This is a genomic window from Mycolicibacterium llatzerense, from assembly GCF_025331195.1.
GTDB classification, from domain to species: domain Bacteria; phylum Actinomycetota; class Actinomycetes; order Mycobacteriales; family Mycobacteriaceae; genus Mycobacterium; species Mycobacterium llatzerense.
This window is the reverse complement of the sequence record NZ_LXOV01000001.1, coordinates 725,853-742,805: the sequence shown is the minus strand read 5'-3', so window position 1 is coordinate 742,805 and position 16,953 is coordinate 725,853. Positions and strand designations below refer to the sequence as shown.

The window sequence follows — 16,953 nt, the reverse complement described above, 5'->3', positions numbered from 1 at the left end:
AGCCCGTCAACTTTCCTTGACGTCAAGGAAAGTTGACGGGTCCAGATCAAACATGTGAAGGGAACCAGGTCAATCCGTAGCGGGCCGCGGGGTAGCCAACACCGCGGCGATGGCGGTGGTAAGCGGAACCGACAATGCCAGCGCGATGCCGCCGACCGCTGATCGGGCGATCTCGATGGCCACGCTCTCGCTGGTCAGCACGTCGCCGAGCGACCGGTTGGCCACACTGAACAACAGCAGCAGCGGGAGCGCGCTGCCGGCGTACGCCAGCACCAGCGTGTAGACGGTGCTGGCGATGTGGTCGCGGCCCACGCGCATGGCGCCGGTGAAGATGGCCCGTCGCGAGGCGCCGTGCTCGGCCAGCTCGAAGGCCGTCGACGCCTGCGTGACGGTGACGTCGTTGAGCACACCCAGCGAGCCGATGATGAACCCGGCCAGCAGCAGCCCGGTGATCGACACCGACCCCATATAGGCCGCGATCTCGTTGTTCTGATCCTCGGACAACCCGGTGAGGTGCGCCAATTCGATTGCACCCCAGGACAACACCGCGGACAGCAGCAGCGCGCTCAATGTGCCGAGCAGCGCCGCACTGGTCCGCAGGCTGACTCCGTGCGCCAGATAGATCACCGCATACAGGATCACCGACGACGCGACCAGGGCGACCGGGATGGCCGGGCCGCCGTCGCGCAGCGCCGGTAGCAGGAACACCGTCAGCACGACGAACGCGACGGCGATACCGACCAGGGCCCGCAACCCGCGCCAGCGGGCCACCGCGACGACGACCACCGCGAAGACGGCAGCCAAAGCGGTCAGCGGCCAGGTGCGCTCGAAGTCGAAGAAGGCATAGGTGGTGGTGCCGGAGTCGTCGACCTGTCGCGTCACCCGGATGTGGTCACCGGCGGCGAGATGCGGCTGGCCAGGGCCGGTGCTGAACTCGAGCAGCGTGTTGGCTCCGGAGTTCGGCCCGGAGTCGATGCCGATCAGCGACTGCACGCAGCTCCCCGCGCCGGGAGGTGCGGTGACCGGAGCCGAGGTCAGGACGGCCCCGACGGACGGGCTGCCGCAGTTGTTCATGCCGGTCGACACGACGTGCCCGGCCTCGGTGCTCACGGCGCCGCCGTGGGCGTTCTGGAACGGCAGCGGGATGTCGACGGCCTTGCCGTGCGGCCAGAGCAGCACGGCGCCGATCACGGTGGCCAGTCCGATCACTGCCAGCAGCCCGACGACGATCTTCGCCGCCAGGGGGCTCAGCGGCGCCGGGCCGGAACTGTGCGAGTGGGAATGGGAGTGCGCCACCCGAGTCAGCCTAGGGGGTCGGCCTGAGAGCTTCCCGTCGCTCGGCTTCGATCAGCAGTTTGGTGGCCAGCGTGGTCAACACGTACTTCACGACGGCGCGGTAGCCCAGACCGACGACGCGCCAACGGCTTTCGAACGTGCCGTGCCAGTCGATGCGGGTGCCGTCCTGCTCTGGGGTGAAAGTGACCTGCGCCTGGTAGTTCCGCACCGGGGTCTTCGAGATGATGGTGTACCCGTGCCGGTGCCCGGGCTCGTGGATGGTCGTCTGCTCCCGGGCGGGAAAACGCGGTGTCCCCACGGCGCGGATGGCCCCGACGCCGCCGTCGTCGGCCGGTCCGCGGGTCTCCCAGACGGAATAGTTGATCAGCGGTCGCGCCCACTCGGACCAGCGAGATCCGTCCGCCACCACGTCGAACAGCGTGCTCGGCGTGGCCTGTGTATGCCGGGTGACCAGGACTTCGTAGCGGTGTGTCATGTTGACCAAGCTAACGGAACAGTGTTCCATTAAGCAATGGATTTGTCGGATTCCGCAGTGGCGCTGCCTTTTGCGCGGGCCCGCAGCCCGCAGCAGCGCGAGGATCGGGTGCGTCATCTGACCCAGGTGACCCGCACTCTGCTGGACGACACCCGGGCCAGCGAGCTGACGCTCGGTGAGATCGCGGCCGCGGCTGGCTTGGCCAAGTCGGGCGTACTGCGGTACGCGGGTTCGCGGGAGGCCTTGCTGCTCTTGGTGATGTACCACGAGCACCTGGGTTGGCTGGAGGACCTGCGCACTCAGCTACAAGACGAACGACGCACTCTGGCAAAGGCTTTGGCGCACACGCTGGCCCAGCACCCGGTGCTGTGCGACCTGATCAGTGCCGCCCCGGTGCTGATGAACCGGCTGACACCTGAGGCGGCCGAGACGGTGCGCGGTCAGGCGCGCGACATCGAAGACCGGCTACGCGAGACCCTCGAGCCCCGGCTCTCGTTGGACCGGCAGCGCCTGGTGTTGCTCACGGCCGCGATCCATGCCTTCGTCGGCTCGGTATGGGGTTGGGCCGCAATCGATTCCGATAAGCAGCCCGAACCCGGCACCGAACTCGAAAACACTCTCGTCGCGCTGCTGCGGACCTTCATCGCCGGCTTGCAACAGTGATTTGTGCACGATTTTCCGCGCGCACCGCGGAAAATCGTGCACAAATCCCAGAGATTACTGGCGGTAGCTCGCCAGGAAGTTGCCCAGCCGCTCGATGGCGTTGGACAGGTCCCGGGCCCACGGCAGCGTCACGATGCGCAGGTGATCCGGTGTGGGCCAATTGAATCCGGTGCCCTGGGTGAGCAGGATCTTCTCCTGCAGTAGTAGGTCGAGGACCAACTGCTCGTCGTCCCGGATCTCGTGCACCTCGGGGTCCAGCCGGGGGAACGCGTACAGCGCGCCTTCGGGCTTGACGCAGGAGACGCCGGGAATCTCGTTCAGCTTGTTCCATGCGACGTCGCGCTGCTCGAGCAGTCGGCCGCCGGGCAGGATCAGGTCCTCGATGCTCTGGTGTCCACCGAGCGCCACCTGAATGGCATGCTGCGCAGGCACATTCGGGCATAGCCGCATGTTCGACAGCAGGCTGATGCCCTCGAGGAAGCTGGACGCGTGCTCCTTGGGGCCGGTGATGGCCAGCCAGCCGGAGCGGTAGCCCGCGACGCGGTACGCCTTGGACAGGCCGTTGAACGTCAGGCACAGCATGTCCGGCGCGACCGACGCCATCGGGATGTGCTTGGCCTCGTCGTAGAGGATCTTGTCGTAGATTTCGTCGGCCAGCAGCAGCAGCTGATGCTTGCGGGCCAGGTTCGCGATCGACTCCAGCGTCTCGCGGCTGTACACCGCGCCGGTGGGGTTGTTCGGGTTGATCACGACGATCGCCTTGGTGCGGTCGGTGATCTTCGATTCCAGGTCGGCGATGTCGGGGTTCCAGCCCTGCGTCTCGTCGCACAGGTAGTGCACCGGGGTGCCGCCGGCCAGCGCCGTCGACGCGGTCCACAGCGGGTAGTCCGGGGCCGGGATCAGCACCTGGTCGCCGTTGTCGAGCAGCGCCTGCAGCGTCATGGTGATGAGCTCGGAGACGCCGTTGCCGAGGAAGACGTCGTCGACGTCGAACCGGGGGAAGCCCTCGACCAGTTCGTAGCGCGTGACCACCGCGCGGCGCGCGGACACGATGCCCTTGGAGTCGGAGTAGCCCTGGGCGTGGGGCAGGGCGGCGATCATGTCGCGCATGATCACGTCGGGCGCCTCGAAGCCGAACGGCGCCGGGTTACCGATGTTGAGCTTGAGGATCCGGTGGCCCTCGGCCTCGAGCCGGGAGGCCTGCTCGTGTACCGGGCCACGGATCTCGTAGAGGACGTCCTGCAGCTTGGTCGACTGCGCAAACGTCCGCTGGTTACGAGGGTGGCCGCTATGCCATGTGCGGTCAGCTGGTACCTGGTGGGTGGTCACGGTTTCCATGCTCTCATCGGTGTCGAATTCTTTTGCCCATCTGCGATCTGGGCCACATATGCCAATGGCCAGCTACGACGCTCCTGGAGGCGGGTCGTAGCTGGCCATTGCGGTGTACTTCGCGTTACCGCTTACCGGGGCGCCGTGCGCCCGGCTTCATGCCCAGTCCGACGACCGGCGGTTCCGGCTTGGCCTCGGCCGCCGGGGCCGGTTCGACCGCAGTCGAGGCAGGCTCGGTGGCGGTCGATGGCGGCTCAGCAGCCGCGGGAGCAGCCGGGGCAGCTGCCGGAGCAGCGGCCTTCTTGGCACCCGGACGCTTGGCGCCGGCAGCCAGACCCAGACCGGCAGCCGGAGCGGCGGCCGCGGCCGGAGCTTCAGCAGCCGGAGCAGCCGGAGCAGCCGGAGCCGCAGCCTTCTTCGCGCCCGGACGCTTGGCGGCCATGCCGAGACCGGTCACCGGCTTGGCGGCTGCGCCACCGGCGGCCGGGGCGGCAGGTGCCTCGGCCGCGGGAGCGGCTTCAGCGACAGGCTCCGGAGCCGGAGCCGGCTTCGGGGCTTCCTTGGCCTTCTTCTCGGCCAGTGCAGCGGAAGCCTTTGCCGCCGTGCCCTTCTCGGGCAGCGTCACCTTGCTGGTGTCCAGCGAGTTCAGCAGCAGCTGAGCGACGTCGAGCACCTCGGTCTTTTCGATGCTGCGGGTCGCGGCGACGTCGTCGACGCCGTCGCTCATCATCACGCGGCAGAACGGGCAGCCGGTCGCGATCGCCGAGGCGCCGGTGTCGACGGCCTCTTCGGCGCGCTCGGTGTTGATGCGCTTGCCGATGTGCTCTTCCATCCACATGCGGGCACCACCGGCACCACAGCAGAGGCCGCGGTCGGCGTGGCGAGGCATTTCGGTGAGCTTCGCGCCGGCAGCGCCGACCAGCTCGCGCGGGGCCTCGTACTCCTTGTTGTGGCGACCGAGGAAGCAGGGGTCGTGGTAGGTGACCTCTTGGCTGGTCGACGACACCGGGATCAGCTTCTTGTCCCGCACCAGGCGGTTCAGCAGCTGCGTGTGGTGCACGACGGTGTAGTTGGCGCCCAGCTGCGGGTACTCGCGACCGATGGTGTTGAAGCAGTGCGGGCAGGTGACGACGATCTTGCGCTTGGCCGGGTCGACGCCCTCGAACAGCTCGTTGATGGTCTCGACGTTCTGCGCGGCGAGCTGCTGGAACAGGAACTCGTTACCGGCGCGGCGGGCCGAGTCACCGGTACAGGTCTCGCCGGTGCCGAGCACCAGGAACTTCACGCCCGCGGTGGCGAGCAGCTCGGCGACGGCCTTGGTGGTCTTCTTGGCGCGGTCCTCGTAGGCGCCGGCGCAGCCGACCCAGAAGAGGTACTCGAAGCCGTCGAAGCTCTCCACGTCCTGGCCGTAGACCGGGATGTCGAAGTCCAGCTCGTCGATCCAGGTGGTGCGTTCCTTGGCGTTCTGGCCCCAGGGGTTGCCCTTGAGCTCCAGGTTCTTGAACAGCACACCCAGCTCGCCGGGGAACTCGGACTCGACCATGACCTGGTAGCGGCGCATGTCGACGATGTGGTCGATGTGCTCGATGTCCACCGGGCACTGCTCGACGCAGGCGCCACAGTTGGTGCAGGACCACAGCACGTCGGGGTCGATGACGCCGCCCTGCTCAGCAGTGCCGACCAGCGGGCGCAGCGCCTGCTCGGGGCCGGAACCTTCGATGCGGGCGAAGCCGTCCTCGGGGACGCCGTGGCCGTGCAGGCTGTCGCCCAGCGCGGCGAAGTCGACCGAGCCCTCTTCGGGAATCTGCTTGCCCTCGATGATGTACGGCGCCTTGGCGAACAGGTGGTCGCGCAGGTTCATGATGACGAGCTTGGGAGACAGCGGCTTTCCGGTGTTCCACGCGGGGCACTGCGACTGGCAACGACCGCACTCGGTACAGGTGGAGAAGTCGAGGTTGCCCTTCCAAGTGAAGTCCTCGATCTTGCCGCGGCCGAACACCGCGTCCTCGGCGGGATCGTCGAAGTCGATGTTCTCGCCCTGGTATTCCATGGGCAGCAGCGGGCCGAGGCCGTCGGGCAGGCGCTTGAAGGTGACGTTGATCGGGGCCAGACCGATGTGCAGGTGCTTGGAGTGCAGCACGATCAGCAGGAACACCAGCATGACGCCGATGTGGCCCATCAGTGCGATGGTCTCGATCCAGACGTTGGCGGTGTGGCCCAGCGGGGCCAGCAGGGCGGCCATGCCGTCGGAGAAGAACGCGCCGTTCTGGTACGGGAAGTGCTCACCGAGGACGTTGACGGCGGCACCGCGGAAGATCGCGTAGGTCAGGATGACCAGGAAGATCATGATGAGGATCTCCCACGCGCCACCGTTGTGCGATCCGTAGAACCGCGACTCACGACCGATGTTGTCGGGGTTCTTGGTCAACCGGATGATGGCGAAGACGATGATGCCGGCCAGCACGGCCAAGGCGAAGAAGTCCTGCAGGAAGCCCAGGACGGCCCAGTGTCCGACGAATGGGATGGCGAACTTCGGATCGAACAGGACGCCATAGGCTTCCAGGTAGACCGATGCCAGGACGAAGAAGCCCCACATGGTGAAGAAGTGCGCGATGCCGGGGATCGACCATTTCAGGAGCTTCGACTGGGCGAAGACTTCCTTGTTCTGGTTGAGGAACCGGCGGACGAGATCGTCCTTGCGGCCACGTTCGTCGCCGAGCTTCTGCCCGGAGCTGATCAGCTTGGTCAGCCACAGGACGCGCTTGGCGGCGAACCCCAGGACGATGACCGTTGCCAACAGCCCGATGACCAGTCTGGCCACGTCGAGCGTGTGTTCGAGATTCTCCACCGCGCCTCTCCCAAATATGTAGCTACCAACCGGTAACTTGTTGAGGTTACTGATCGGTAACTTAAGCTAGATGCCTGCTCATAGTCGCATCCTGGGTAGAACGGACGCTAGCAAGGCTGTCCTAACTTGAGCTGCGGGTTCGGGCCGGCTTTTTGCCATGAACCGGCGTTCGCCGGGCGCGCGCTTCGCGGCCCTATATATAAGGCCCGGCGTCAGGCCCTTTCGACGAGCAGCGCGCGCAGCATCGACAACATCTCCGACCGTGATTCGGCCCCCAACCTGCGGCGAATGCGGGCGACATGGTGTTCGACGGTCTTCGCTGAGATCAGTAGACGAGCCCCGATGTCGCGGTAGGGCATGCCCTGCAGCACCAGCTCGGCGACTTCGCGTTCACGGTCGGACAACCGGGTCCAGGCCGGTGTTGCGGCGGATGTGGCCCGAGCGTCGCCCGAGGCAGGAGGTGGTGTGGTGTTGCGCACATCTGCGTTCGGACGCGGAATAGCCGGGGCCGCAGGCTCGACGGGGTCGGCTGCGGCCTCGAGGGCTGCGTCCTGCTTGAGGTCACGCGCCAGCTGCAACATGGCACCCGAGATCCGGCCGTCCGCCGAATGCAACGCCGCCTGACTGGCCAGGCGCGTGGCATCCCACGTCAACCCGAAGCGGGCCAGCCCGCGGGCGGCCGTCGTCACCTCCGCGGCGTCGACGCCGTCGGCCAGCACCCGCAGCCAGGCACGACCGGCGCCGGCCAGCGCGGTGGCGTACGCGCCGTGCGCGCCCTCGGCCCGGCTGGCCGCGGCCAGCGCCTGCCCGTGCGGGGCGACGGCCTCGGGCGCGTTGGCCAGGATGCCGGCGTGCACGCCCGCCCAGTGCAGCGGAACCGACCACAGTGCCGGATTGCCGGCGGCCCGCAGCAGCCCGAACGCCTCGGCCAGGGGCTGGCGCAGCTGATCGACCTGCTGCAGCCGGGCCGCGGCCACCCACAACTCGCCCAGCGGCAGCAGCGCGAACAGGTCCAGCGAGTATTCGGCCAGCACCTCCATGGCCGTGTACCAGTGTTTCTGCAAGGCGCCGGTGTCGCCGCTGCGCCGTGCGACGGCAGTCTGCAGCGCGCTGAACCACAAGGCGTCGCGGCGGTGCAGGTCGGCAATCTCGGCTGTGCCCAATGCCGGGACCGCGGAATCGAGTTGGCCGTCGAGCATCCGGATCCAGCCGAGCAGCAGTCGGTGACGAAGACCGGAGAACCCCTGGTCGGTGCCGGTCCGGACCGCCCGGCCGATGACGCTGCGCGCGCGGACGGCGTCGCCGCCGTGCAGCGCGACGAGGCTCAGCAGCGCGGCGGGGCTGTCGGGTGCGACGGAGTGGACACCGTTGGTGGATCCGACGGCCTGCGTCAGGCGCGCCATCGCCACGGCGAACGGCTGGTCGAGCGTCAGCAGCAGGCCCTCCGCCATGCCCCGCGCCGCACGCGCGGAAGACGTTGGTGGCATGGAGTTTTCGGCCTGCAGACAAGACCGGGCCAGCTCCGCGTCGGCCGTGGCGACACCGACCACGGCACCCGCGGCAGCGACGAACGGGTCGGGATCAGGGCCGAGCCACCGGAACAGGTCCGCGGCATGCGCGGCGGCACCGTCGTGCATGGCGACGCTGGCCGCGATGCGCACGGCCTGGGCGCGGACGCCCGCGTCTGCCGCGGTGAGCAGCTCGTCGGCCAAGGTGCCTGCGGTGGTGCAGTCGCCGGTCACGGCCAGCGCATCAGCGAGGTGGACGTCCGCCGGGGCGGTGCCGGCGCGGGCCGCGGCGCGGTACAGGCGAGCTGCCTGCCGGGGCTCGGCGGTCGCGGCGCGGTGGATCAGGTCTGCCGCCAGCAGGTCGTCGACCGCGCCGTGCTCCGCCAACTTCAGTGCCAATTCGGTTGACAGCGTGGATGATTCGATCTGTGAACGCAGCAGCCGAGACTCGGTCTCGCGATGCCGCGCGGCGCCGACCAGGCGGGTGAGGCACCGGTGCAGCGTGTCGGTGAACCGCGGGTGCAGCGCCGCGGACAGCAGGCCAGTCGCGCGGGCCCGGTCCATCAGCACCGCTGCCGCGTCGCCGGGCAGTTGCAGGGCGGCGGCGATGTCGTCGGCCCCCAGTTCGGGGCTGAGCGAACACAACAACAACGTGTCCAGCAGGTGCTCGTCCAGCCGGCGCAACCGCTCGCTCAACGCGACAGACGCGGCCCGGACCGGATCGCCGCCCGCGGCCAGGGCGGACAGCGCCGAATACACCAGCAGCGGGATGCCTCCGGTGCCGGCGATCAGCCCGGGCACCTGGGCGCCGGAGACGCCGGCGCGGGCCAGCGCCTCGTTGATGTCGCGGGGCGTCATCGGCGCCAGCTGAATCGGCGGATGCTGCCGGCTCAGCGTGGTGGTGAGGGCGTTGAGCGCGCGCTCATGCGCGAGCGGCTCGGCGCTGACCACCACGGTGCGGCCCGGATCGCCGGCCAGCTCGGTCAGCACATCCAGTTCTGCCGGGGAGAGCAGCTGGGCGTCGTCGATGACGATGGCCGCGTCCGGTGCTTCACCGGACTTCGGTACCCGAGCGAGCATCGTCGTGCCGTTGGCCCGCAACGTCTTTCGCACCGCTTCCAGCGCGGTGGTCTTGCCGCTGCCGATTCCGCCGAGCACCAGCGACGTGCCGGCTGCCGCGGTCATTGGCTGGTCGAAGCCGAGGGTTGCGCGGTGATCGGTGCTGACGCGGTGGCCACCGACGCTGTCGGCGCCGACCCGGTTTCCACCGATGCCGAGGCCGTCTTGGGGGCTTGCTCCACCGGGGCCTGCGTGGTCGGCGCCTGCGTCGTCGGCGCAGCCGTGGGCGTCTGCGTGCTGGGCTGCGTCGTCGGCGGCTTCGTCGTCGTCGGCGGCGGCTGCGTGGTGGTGGGCGGCTGCGTGGTCGTCGGCGGTTGCGTCGTTGTCGTCGGCGGCTGGGTGGTGGTCGTGGTGGGCGGCTGCGTCGTGGTGGTCGTGGTGGTGGTCGTCGGCGTGGTGGTGGTGGTCGTCGTAGTCGTGGTGGTGGTGGTCGTCGAGCTGGTCGTCGAACTCGTGGTCGACGGATCGGTGGTGGTCGTGGTGGTCGGTGTGTCAGTGGTGGTGACCGGGTTGGTCACCGTCGACGTCTCCACCTGGCCATTCTGATTCGTCTGCGTCACAACGGACTTCGTGGCCTTGTAGGTGCTCGTGGTGATGGAGCCGTCGGGGCCGGTGATGGTGGTCGTGACGTCGACGGTCACCGGACCGGACGGGGTGTCATTGCTGGTGAGCCCCACCGCGGCCCAGCTGCCGCCGGCGACCAGGAACGCCGCCGCGGCCGCGCCGAAGAGCAGCGGTGGGCGCCGGTACCAGGGCATCGGCGCCACGTCGGGCAGGTTGTCCTCTTCTTCATGCGCGAAGTCCATCGCCGGCCGGGCGGTGGTGCCGTCGGCGTAGCCGGTCGCGAAATCCGACGGGTATTCGCCGCCCGAGTAGGGCTCGACACCGTCGTCCGGGAGACCTACCGCGGCACCGGGCTCTTCGTCGTCAGACCAGGCCAGGGACGGCCCGACGGTCGAGGACGGGTTCGCGTCCGCGGGCGGCACCGGAGCGGCCATGGTTGCGGGGCCACCCGACCAGCCCGCGGGGCCGGCCGCCCAGCCCATGGTGGGAGCCATGCCCGTCGGTGCATCGGCGCTCATGGTGCTCGGGTCCACCAGGGGGGCACCGGCGGCCGCGGTCAGCGCGGGTTGCGGCGAGGTCACCACCGGAACCCGGAAATACTCCGAAAGCCGTTGGGTGACAATCGGAATCGAGGCACCGCCGCCGACGGTCGCCAGGGAGGTCAGGACACCGGCCGGAATCTGGTTGCGCTGCAGGGTTTCCTGGACCACGGCGAGCAGCCCCGCCAGGGCCGGTTCGAGCAGCCGCTCCAGCTCCGGGCGGGTGATGCGCAGGGCCGACGCGAAGCCGGGCAGGTTGGCGTTGACCGACGTCGCGGTCTCGGACGACAGCCGCTCCTTGGCCTGCCGGCACTGGTCGCGCAGCTGGGACAACGAGCCGACCGCCGCGGTACCGGCTGGGTCGGCGTCGGCCGACTCGGTGATGCCGGCGATGACGTGGTTCAGCAGCGCCTGATCCACCAGGTCACCGGAGAACTCTGGGTAGCGCACGGTCTCGCCGATCTGGCTCAGGGTCGCGGCGTCGGCGATGGTGACGCTGGTGCCGCTGCCACCGAAATCGCAGAGCGCCACCACACCGTGATCGGGCAGCCCGGACCCGGCCTTGAGGCCGGCCAGGGCTGCGGCCGCGTCGGAGACCACCGGTGCGGCCGCCAGGCCGGGCTTGCCGCGCAGCGCCGCGGAGAGTGCGCCGATGGTGGACATGCCCCAGTGCGCGGGCGCGGCGATGACGATCGGGGCGCCGCCGCCCGCGGTGCGGGCCATGGAGTCGAGGGCCTCGGCCAGGACGGCTTCACCGCGATGCGCCGAGCCGTCCGGGGCGATCAGCGGGATCGGGTCGCCGACCCGCTCCACGAACCCGGTCAGCACCAGGCCGCCGGACTGCGTGGGGATGCCGACTTCAGCGGGCCGATCCGGGTACAGGGCCAGGATGGCGCGACGGCTCACCGGCGGTCGCCCGGCCGGCACCGCCACCAGGTTGGTCTGGCCGATCGACAAACCGAGCCCGTTGCTCATGAAGTCCACTCCTTTGACGCGCTCTCGAACTGTGGCCACCCTATGCGCTGGCGGCCTGGGGGCGGGACACAATCCCCTAACGATTGGTGAATCCCTAATGGGAGTGCCCCTAACAGGAGGTGTCGGGTGCTGGGGTCAGCACCGATCTCCAGGAGCTATATCGGCGATAGCATCAAAATAGTTATCGAGGGGTCTACCTGGTGTGAGACCCGAAATGTCGAATCGACGGAAGGAGTAGGTGCCGTGGCAAATCCGCTACTGGATTTCGTCATGTCGGTGGTCCGCGATCCCGACGTGGCAGCCCACTACGCCGCCGACCCCGCCGGTGCCATCGCCGACGCCAACCTCAGCGGCGTCACCACGGCGGACGTCGCGCACCTGATCCCGGTGGTGTCCGAGTCCCTGGGGACGGTGTCGTCCATGGCCGGTGGTGTACCGACCGTCGGGTTCGACGATCCGGGCGTCAACGTATGGACCAGTGGTGCTGCCACCGCGGCCTTCGACGCCTTCGACGCCGTCAACACCCACGTGCCGACGGTCGTGTCCCCGCACGTGATTTCTGATCCTGACCTGGGTGGATTCGACGGCGGACCGGGCCTGCCGGTCCACGACACCGTGCCGGACCTGGCCGTGTCCGACGACCTGGGCCTGCACGACGATGTGCCGGTCGTCGACTCCGGGCAGCTGTCGGATCCTGGCGCGCTCGATTGGCATCCGATCGACACCGCAGACCCGTCGGCCGGCATCGAGCACCATCAGGGCTTCGACTTCTTCAGCTGACCAGCTCACACCCGACAAACGCCGGTGGCCACTGTGGCCACCGGCGTTTTGCGTTTTCTCACCGCATACTCAGCAAACACCCTAGTTATCCCCTAATCCCCTAATTGGGGGAGTGGCGACACCCCACTACGTTCCGTTGGGGGTAGGGGTGGTTGCCCCGTTTGCAGAGCCCTTGACGGCCCCTAACGTTGTTCTCAGTTCGCCGGACAGCCGGCGAGAAAACTTCAAGAGCAACACCCCAACGAAAGGGACTCCAATGACCAGCCTGATCGAATTCATCATCGACCTGTTCCGCTTCCCCACCGTCGCGAGCTCGTTCGTCGCGAACCCCGAGCAGACCATGCGCGACGCCGGCCTGGCCGGTGTCACCTCCGCGCAGATCGCCGCAGTCGCCGCCAGCGCCGTCCCGGCCGGTGTGGTGCTCGGTGGCGGCGACCCGGTCGTCGGCCTGCAGAACGCGGTCTCGGACTACTACAGCATGTCCTCGCCGTTCTCCCCGCAGACCGCATTCGCCCCGCAGACCGAGTTCGCCAGCCGCAACCAGACCGACTTCGCGAGCCACAACAACGTGCCGATCGCCAGCGGCAACGACATCCCGGTGCTGAGCCCCGACCAGCACGCCGGTGCCAACGCCCAGCAGGGTGCCTTCAACCTGGGCTTCGGTGACATCACCCTCGGCGGCAGCCACGTCCAGCAGGGCGACGGCGGCGTCAACATCGCGGGCAACAACCACGGCGACATCGCCAGCGGCAAGGGCGCGGTGCAGGGCGACGGCAACACCGTCACCAACGGCGACATCCTCACCGGCAGCCACTCCCCGGTGATCGTCGGCACCGGCAACCACGCGAGCGACAGCTCGACCACCGCGGGCGGCAACGTCATCGCCGGTAACCACGGCCCGGTCATCAGCGACGTCAACACCGGTGGCGGCAACGGCGGCAGCGCCAGCGCCGGCGGCGGCCTGATCGGTGGCGGCCACGCCAACGCGGGCAGCGGCGGCAGCGGTGGCAACATCGTCATCAACGACGGCAACACCACGTCGACGCACGTCGGTGGCAGCCAGACCACGGTCGGTGGCGACCTGGGCAGCGGCAACAAGAGCGTCATCGACGACTCGTCGCACTCCTCGACGGTGAACACCAGCCTGAACAGCGGGAACACGGCCAACACCAGCATCGGTAGCGGCAACAGCACCCACACCAACATCGGCAGCGGGAACACCACCCACACCGATCTGACCGCCGACAACTCCGTGCACAGCACGGTCGCCGACAACTCGGTGCACGAGGCCAGCATGAACACCTACGCACCGGTCGAAACCCACACCACCACCGACATGAGCCACAACACCCACATCGATCCGCACATGCACTGATCGATCGCGACAAACCGTTCCGGCGGGGCCACTTACAGGCCCCGCCGGTCGTTTGCGCATACCGTTAGTCAGCGAGAATGCAGTCGAGGAGAGCCCAGTGACGCAACCGAACGAGGCGAATCCGCGCCCGGTCGCGGTGATCGTCGAGTTGATCGACCACACCAGCCGGATCGCGGGCCTCAGCGACCGCGACGACCTGGCGCAGCGGTTGCTGGCGGCCAAGACCCGGATCAGCGATCCACAGATCCGGGTGGTCATCGCCGGCCAGCTCAAGCAGGGCAAGAGCCAGTTGCTGAACTCGCTGCTGAACATGCCGGTCGCGCGGGTCGGCGACGACGAGAGCACCGTGCTCACCACCGTCGTGCACTACGGCGACGCGGCGGCCGCGGAACTCGTGCTGGCCTCGCCCCAGGAAGGCGGCGATCCGTCCGTCGTCGCCATCCCGCCCAACCAGCTGTCGACCGATCTGCGTCAGGCTCCGCAAGCGCAAGGCCGTCAGGTGCTGCGCGTCGAGGTCGCGGCGCCGAGCCCGATGCTCAAAGGCGGACTCACCTTCGTCGACACCCCCGGTGTGGGCGGGCTGGGACAGCCCCACCTGTCGGCGACGCTGGGACTGCTGCCCGACGCCGATGCCCTCCTGATGGTCAGCGACACCAGCCAGGAGTTCACCGCCCCCGAACTCACGTTCATCCGCCAGGCCGTCGAAATCTGTCCGGTGGCAACGATTGTCGCCACCAAGACCGACCTGTACCCGCATTGGCGGGAGATCGTCGCGGCCAACGATGCGCACCTGCAGCGGGCGCGCTTGTCGCTCCCGGTGACTCCCGTTTCTTCGGCGCTGCGCACCCACGCGCTGGCCCTGGGTGACAAGGAACTCAACGACGAGTCCAACTTCCCGGCGATCATCAAGTTCCTCACCGACAAGGTGCTGAGCCGTGAAAACGACCGGATCAAGGACGAGGTCGTCACCGAAATCCATGCGGCCGCCGAGCATCTCACGCTGGCGTTGTCCACCGAGCTGGCCGCGATCAACGACCCCGACAAGATCGAGCGGATCAAAGCCGAGCTGGAGCGCAAGAAGGACGAAGCGCAGGAGGCGTTGCAGCAGACCGCATTGTGGCAGCAGGTGCTCAACGACGGTATCGCCGACCTGACCGCCGACGTCGACCACGACCTGCGCAACCGGTTCCGCAACATCACCTCGCACACCGAGCGCATCATCGACGGCTGCGATCCCACCCAGCACTGGGCCGAGATCGGCGCCGAGTTGGAGAACGTGGTCGCCACCGCCGTCGGCGACAACTTCGTCTGGGCCCACCAACGCGCCGAGGCGCTGGCCGCCGAGGTGGCCCGCAACTTCGTCCAGGCCGGGCTGGACTCGGTGGAATTGGCCGAGGTCAGGGCCCGCGACATGGGCGCCGGCCTGGGCGAGTTCAACCCCGTGGCGCGGCTGGAGTCCGAGCCGATCAGGGCCGGGCACAAGGTGATCACCGGGATGCGCGGGTCGTATGGTGGTGTGCTGATGTTCGGCATGCTGACCTCGTTCGCCGGGCTGGGCATGTTCAACCCGCTGTCGCTGGGTGCCGGACTTGTGCTGGGCCGCAAGGCATACAAGGAAGACATGGAGAACCGGATGCTGCGCGTGCGCGGCGAGGCGAAGATGAACGTCCGCCGGTTCGTCGATGACGTGTCGTTCGCCGTCGGTAAAGAGTCGCGCGACCGGCTGCGAAACATCCAGCGCCACTTGCGTGATCACTACCGTGGCATCGCCAACCAGACCACCCGATCGCTCAACGAATCGCTGCAGGCGATGCTCGCCTCAGCGCAGATCGAGGCGGGCGAGCGCGACAACCGCGTGCGGGAACTGGAGCGGCAGTTGAACATTCTGCGCCAGGTCCTCGACAATGCGGTGAAACTGACGCCGTCGCTGGCCCAGTGAGCACCAGCGCCCGCGTCCGCGCCATCCTGGGCGGCGTCACCTCTGCCTACCGATCCGACCCCGTTTTCCAGCACCGGCCGCAGGCCCTGGCCGAACTGGACTGGATCGCCCGTCGGCTCGATCAGCCCATCCGGATCGCCTTGGCCGGCACCCTCAAGTCCGGCAAATCGACACTGGTGAATGCGCTTGTGGGCGAGGAGATTGCGCCCACCGACGCCACCGAGGCCACCCGCCTGGTCACCTGGTTCCGGCACGGCACGGCGCCCCGCGTCACCGCGAACCATCGGGACGGCCGCCGCACCGACGTGCCGATCACCCGTGCCGACGGCCTGACGTTCGACCTCGCGAGGTACTCCGGGGCGCAGGGCGCCGCCAACGTGGGAGACATCGTCGACCTCGACGTGCAGTGGCCCGCAGTCGAATTGGAACACACCACCATCATCGACACCCCGGGCACATCGTCGCTGTCGCGTGACGTGTCCGACCGGACGCTGCAACTGCTGGTGCCGCGGGACGGCGTCCCGCGCGTGGACGCCGTCGTGTTCCTGCTACGCACCCTCAACGCGCCAGACATCGCGCTGCTCAAGCAGATCGGCGAACTCGTCGGCAGCGGCTCGGGTGCCCTTGGCGTCATCGGGGTGGCCTCGCGCGCCGACGAGATCGGGGCCGGACGCATCGACGCGATGATGTCGGCCCGTGAGGTGGCCACCCGGTTCACAACGGAGCTGGACCGGACCGGAGTCTGCCAGGCCGTCGTCCCGGTATCGGGGCTACTGGCGCTGACCGCGCGCACGTTGCAGCAGAGTGAGTTCACGGCACTGCAGAAGCTGGCTGCCCTGGACGGTGACGGCGCCACCGCCCTGACCAAGGCCATGCTGTCGGCGGATCGTTTCGCCCGACAGGATGATTCGCTGCCGGTGGACGCCATCACCCGGGCCGCGCTGCTGGACCGGTTCGGCATGTTCGGCATCCGGATCGCGATCGCGGTGCTGCGCGCCGGCGTCACCGACTCGCAAGGGCTGGCTGACGAGCTGCTGGAACGCAGCGGGTTGGTGTCCCTGCGCGACGTCATCGACCAGCAGTTCGCGCAGCGCGCCGACATGCTCAAGGCGCACACGGCGCTGCGCTCGCTGCGCCGCTTCGTGGAAGCCAATCCCATCTACGCGACGCCGTTCATCCTGGCCGACATCGATCCGCTGCTGGCCGATACCCACGCCTTCGAAGAGCTGCGCCTGCTCGGTCAACTGCGTTCCCGTCCAACCACATTGAACTCCGATGAGATGGCCTCACTGCGCCGCATCATCGGTGGGTCGGGCACCGACGCGGCGAGCCGGCTGGGGTTGAGCAACGATGCACCGTATGACGGCCCGCGGGCGGCGTTCGCGGCGGTGCAGCGGTGGCGCCGACGGGCCGATCATCCGCTCAACGACCCCTTCACCGCACGCGCTTGCAAGGCCGCTGTGCGCAGTGCCGAGGCCCTGGTCGCCGACTACGCGGCGCAGGGAAGGTGAGATATTCGAGATCGTTCGCCATTTGGTACTCC

General features: G+C 68.3%; 11 protein-coding genes. 5 read left to right on the top strand and 6 right to left on the bottom strand.

Annotated features, from left to right (window positions below):
* Positions 1-69: 69 nt before the first annotated feature.
* The gene (locus A7G45_RS03990; RefSeq protein ID WP_260933969.1) at positions 70-1,296 is read right to left on the bottom strand and encodes a YibE/F family protein; all 1,227 of its coding nucleotides are present in this window, start codon (positions 1,294-1,296) and stop codon (positions 70-72) included.
* Positions 1,297-1,306: 10 nt separating this feature from the next.
* The gene (locus tag A7G45_RS03985) at positions 1,307-1,771 is read right to left on the bottom strand and encodes an SRPBCC family protein (RefSeq protein ID WP_260933966.1); all 465 of its coding nucleotides are present in this window, start codon (positions 1,769-1,771) and stop codon (positions 1,307-1,309) included.
* A gap of 36 nt (positions 1,772-1,807) precedes the next feature.
* On the opposite strand from A7G45_RS03985, the gene A7G45_RS03980 reads away from it, so the two are divergent.
* Entirely contained in the window at positions 1,808-2,434 is a 627-nt protein-coding gene (locus tag A7G45_RS03980; RefSeq protein WP_260933964.1) for a TetR/AcrR family transcriptional regulator, read from the top strand.
* Positions 2,435-2,488: 54 nt separating this feature from the next.
* Here the strand turns inward: A7G45_RS03980 and A7G45_RS03975 are convergent, their stop codons facing one another.
* The 4 genes from A7G45_RS03975 to A7G45_RS03960 form a co-directional block, all read right to left on the bottom strand.
* Complete coding sequence (locus A7G45_RS03975) at positions 2,489-3,772, bottom strand: pyridoxal phosphate-dependent aminotransferase (RefSeq protein ID WP_260933962.1); 1,284 nt, start codon at positions 3,770-3,772, stop codon at positions 2,489-2,491.
* Positions 3,773-3,887: 115 nt separating this feature from the next.
* Positions 3,888-6,611: a heterodisulfide reductase-related iron-sulfur binding cluster gene (locus A7G45_RS03970; protein WP_260933960.1), complete on the bottom strand. Its 2,724-nt coding sequence runs from the start codon at positions 6,609-6,611 to the stop codon at positions 3,888-3,890.
* Positions 6,612-6,823: 212 nt separating this feature from the next.
* Positions 6,824-9,304, bottom strand: a complete 2,481-nt coding sequence (iniR, locus tag A7G45_RS03965) for an isoniazid response ATPase/transcriptional regulator IniR (RefSeq protein WP_260933958.1) — start codon at positions 9,302-9,304, stop codon at positions 6,824-6,826.
* Positions 9,301-11,316 (bottom strand): Hsp70 family protein, encoded by a 2,016-nt coding sequence (locus A7G45_RS03960; protein WP_260933956.1) that lies wholly within the window; start codon positions 11,314-11,316, stop codon positions 9,301-9,303. The genes iniR and A7G45_RS03960 overlap by 4 nt, the downstream gene beginning before the upstream one ends.
* Before the next feature lie 243 nt (positions 11,317-11,559).
* Between A7G45_RS03960 and A7G45_RS03955 the strand changes: the two genes are divergently transcribed.
* From A7G45_RS03955 to A7G45_RS03940, 4 genes are all read left to right on the top strand, one after another.
* The gene (locus tag A7G45_RS03955) at positions 11,560-12,096 is read left to right on the top strand and encodes an Rv0340 family IniB-related protein (protein ID WP_260933954.1); all 537 of its coding nucleotides are present in this window, start codon (positions 11,560-11,562) and stop codon (positions 12,094-12,096) included.
* Between the two features lie 256 nt (positions 12,097-12,352).
* Positions 12,353-13,471, top strand: a complete 1,119-nt coding sequence (locus tag A7G45_RS03950) for an IniB N-terminal domain-containing protein (protein ID WP_043390182.1) — start codon at positions 12,353-12,355, stop codon at positions 13,469-13,471.
* A 52-nt stretch (positions 13,472-13,523) separates the two neighbouring features.
* Complete coding sequence (locus tag A7G45_RS03945; protein WP_390892786.1) at positions 13,524-15,410, top strand: dynamin family protein; 1,887 nt, start codon at positions 13,524-13,526, stop codon at positions 15,408-15,410.
* Positions 15,407-16,921, top strand: a complete 1,515-nt coding sequence (locus A7G45_RS03940; RefSeq protein ID WP_043390187.1) for a dynamin family protein — start codon at positions 15,407-15,409, stop codon at positions 16,919-16,921. The genes A7G45_RS03945 and A7G45_RS03940 overlap by 4 nt, the downstream gene beginning before the upstream one ends.
* Positions 16,922-16,953 lie beyond the last annotated feature (32 nt).

What these genes read in the sequence shown, in the direction of transcription:
- A7G45_RS03985 (WP_260933966.1), bottom strand. Translation starts at nt 1,771, where the DNA reads ATGACACACCGCTACGAAGTCCTGGTCACCCGGCATACACAGGCCACG.
- A7G45_RS03980 (WP_260933964.1), top strand. Translation starts at nt 1,808, where the DNA reads ATGGATTTGTCGGATTCCGCAGTGGCGCTGCCTTTTGCGCGGGCCCGC.
- A7G45_RS03975 (WP_260933962.1), bottom strand. Translation starts at nt 3,772, where the DNA reads ATGGAAACCGTGACCACCCACCAGGTACCAGCTGACCGCACATGGCAT.
- iniR (WP_260933958.1), bottom strand. Translation starts at nt 9,304, where the DNA reads ATGACCGCGGCAGCCGGCACGTCGCTGGTGCTCGGCGGAATCGGCAGC.
- A7G45_RS03960 (WP_260933956.1), bottom strand. Translation starts at nt 11,316, where the DNA reads ATGAGCAACGGGCTCGGTTTGTCGATCGGCCAGACCAACCTGGTGGCG.
- A7G45_RS03950 (WP_043390182.1), top strand. Translation starts at nt 12,353, where the DNA reads ATGACCAGCCTGATCGAATTCATCATCGACCTGTTCCGCTTCCCCACC.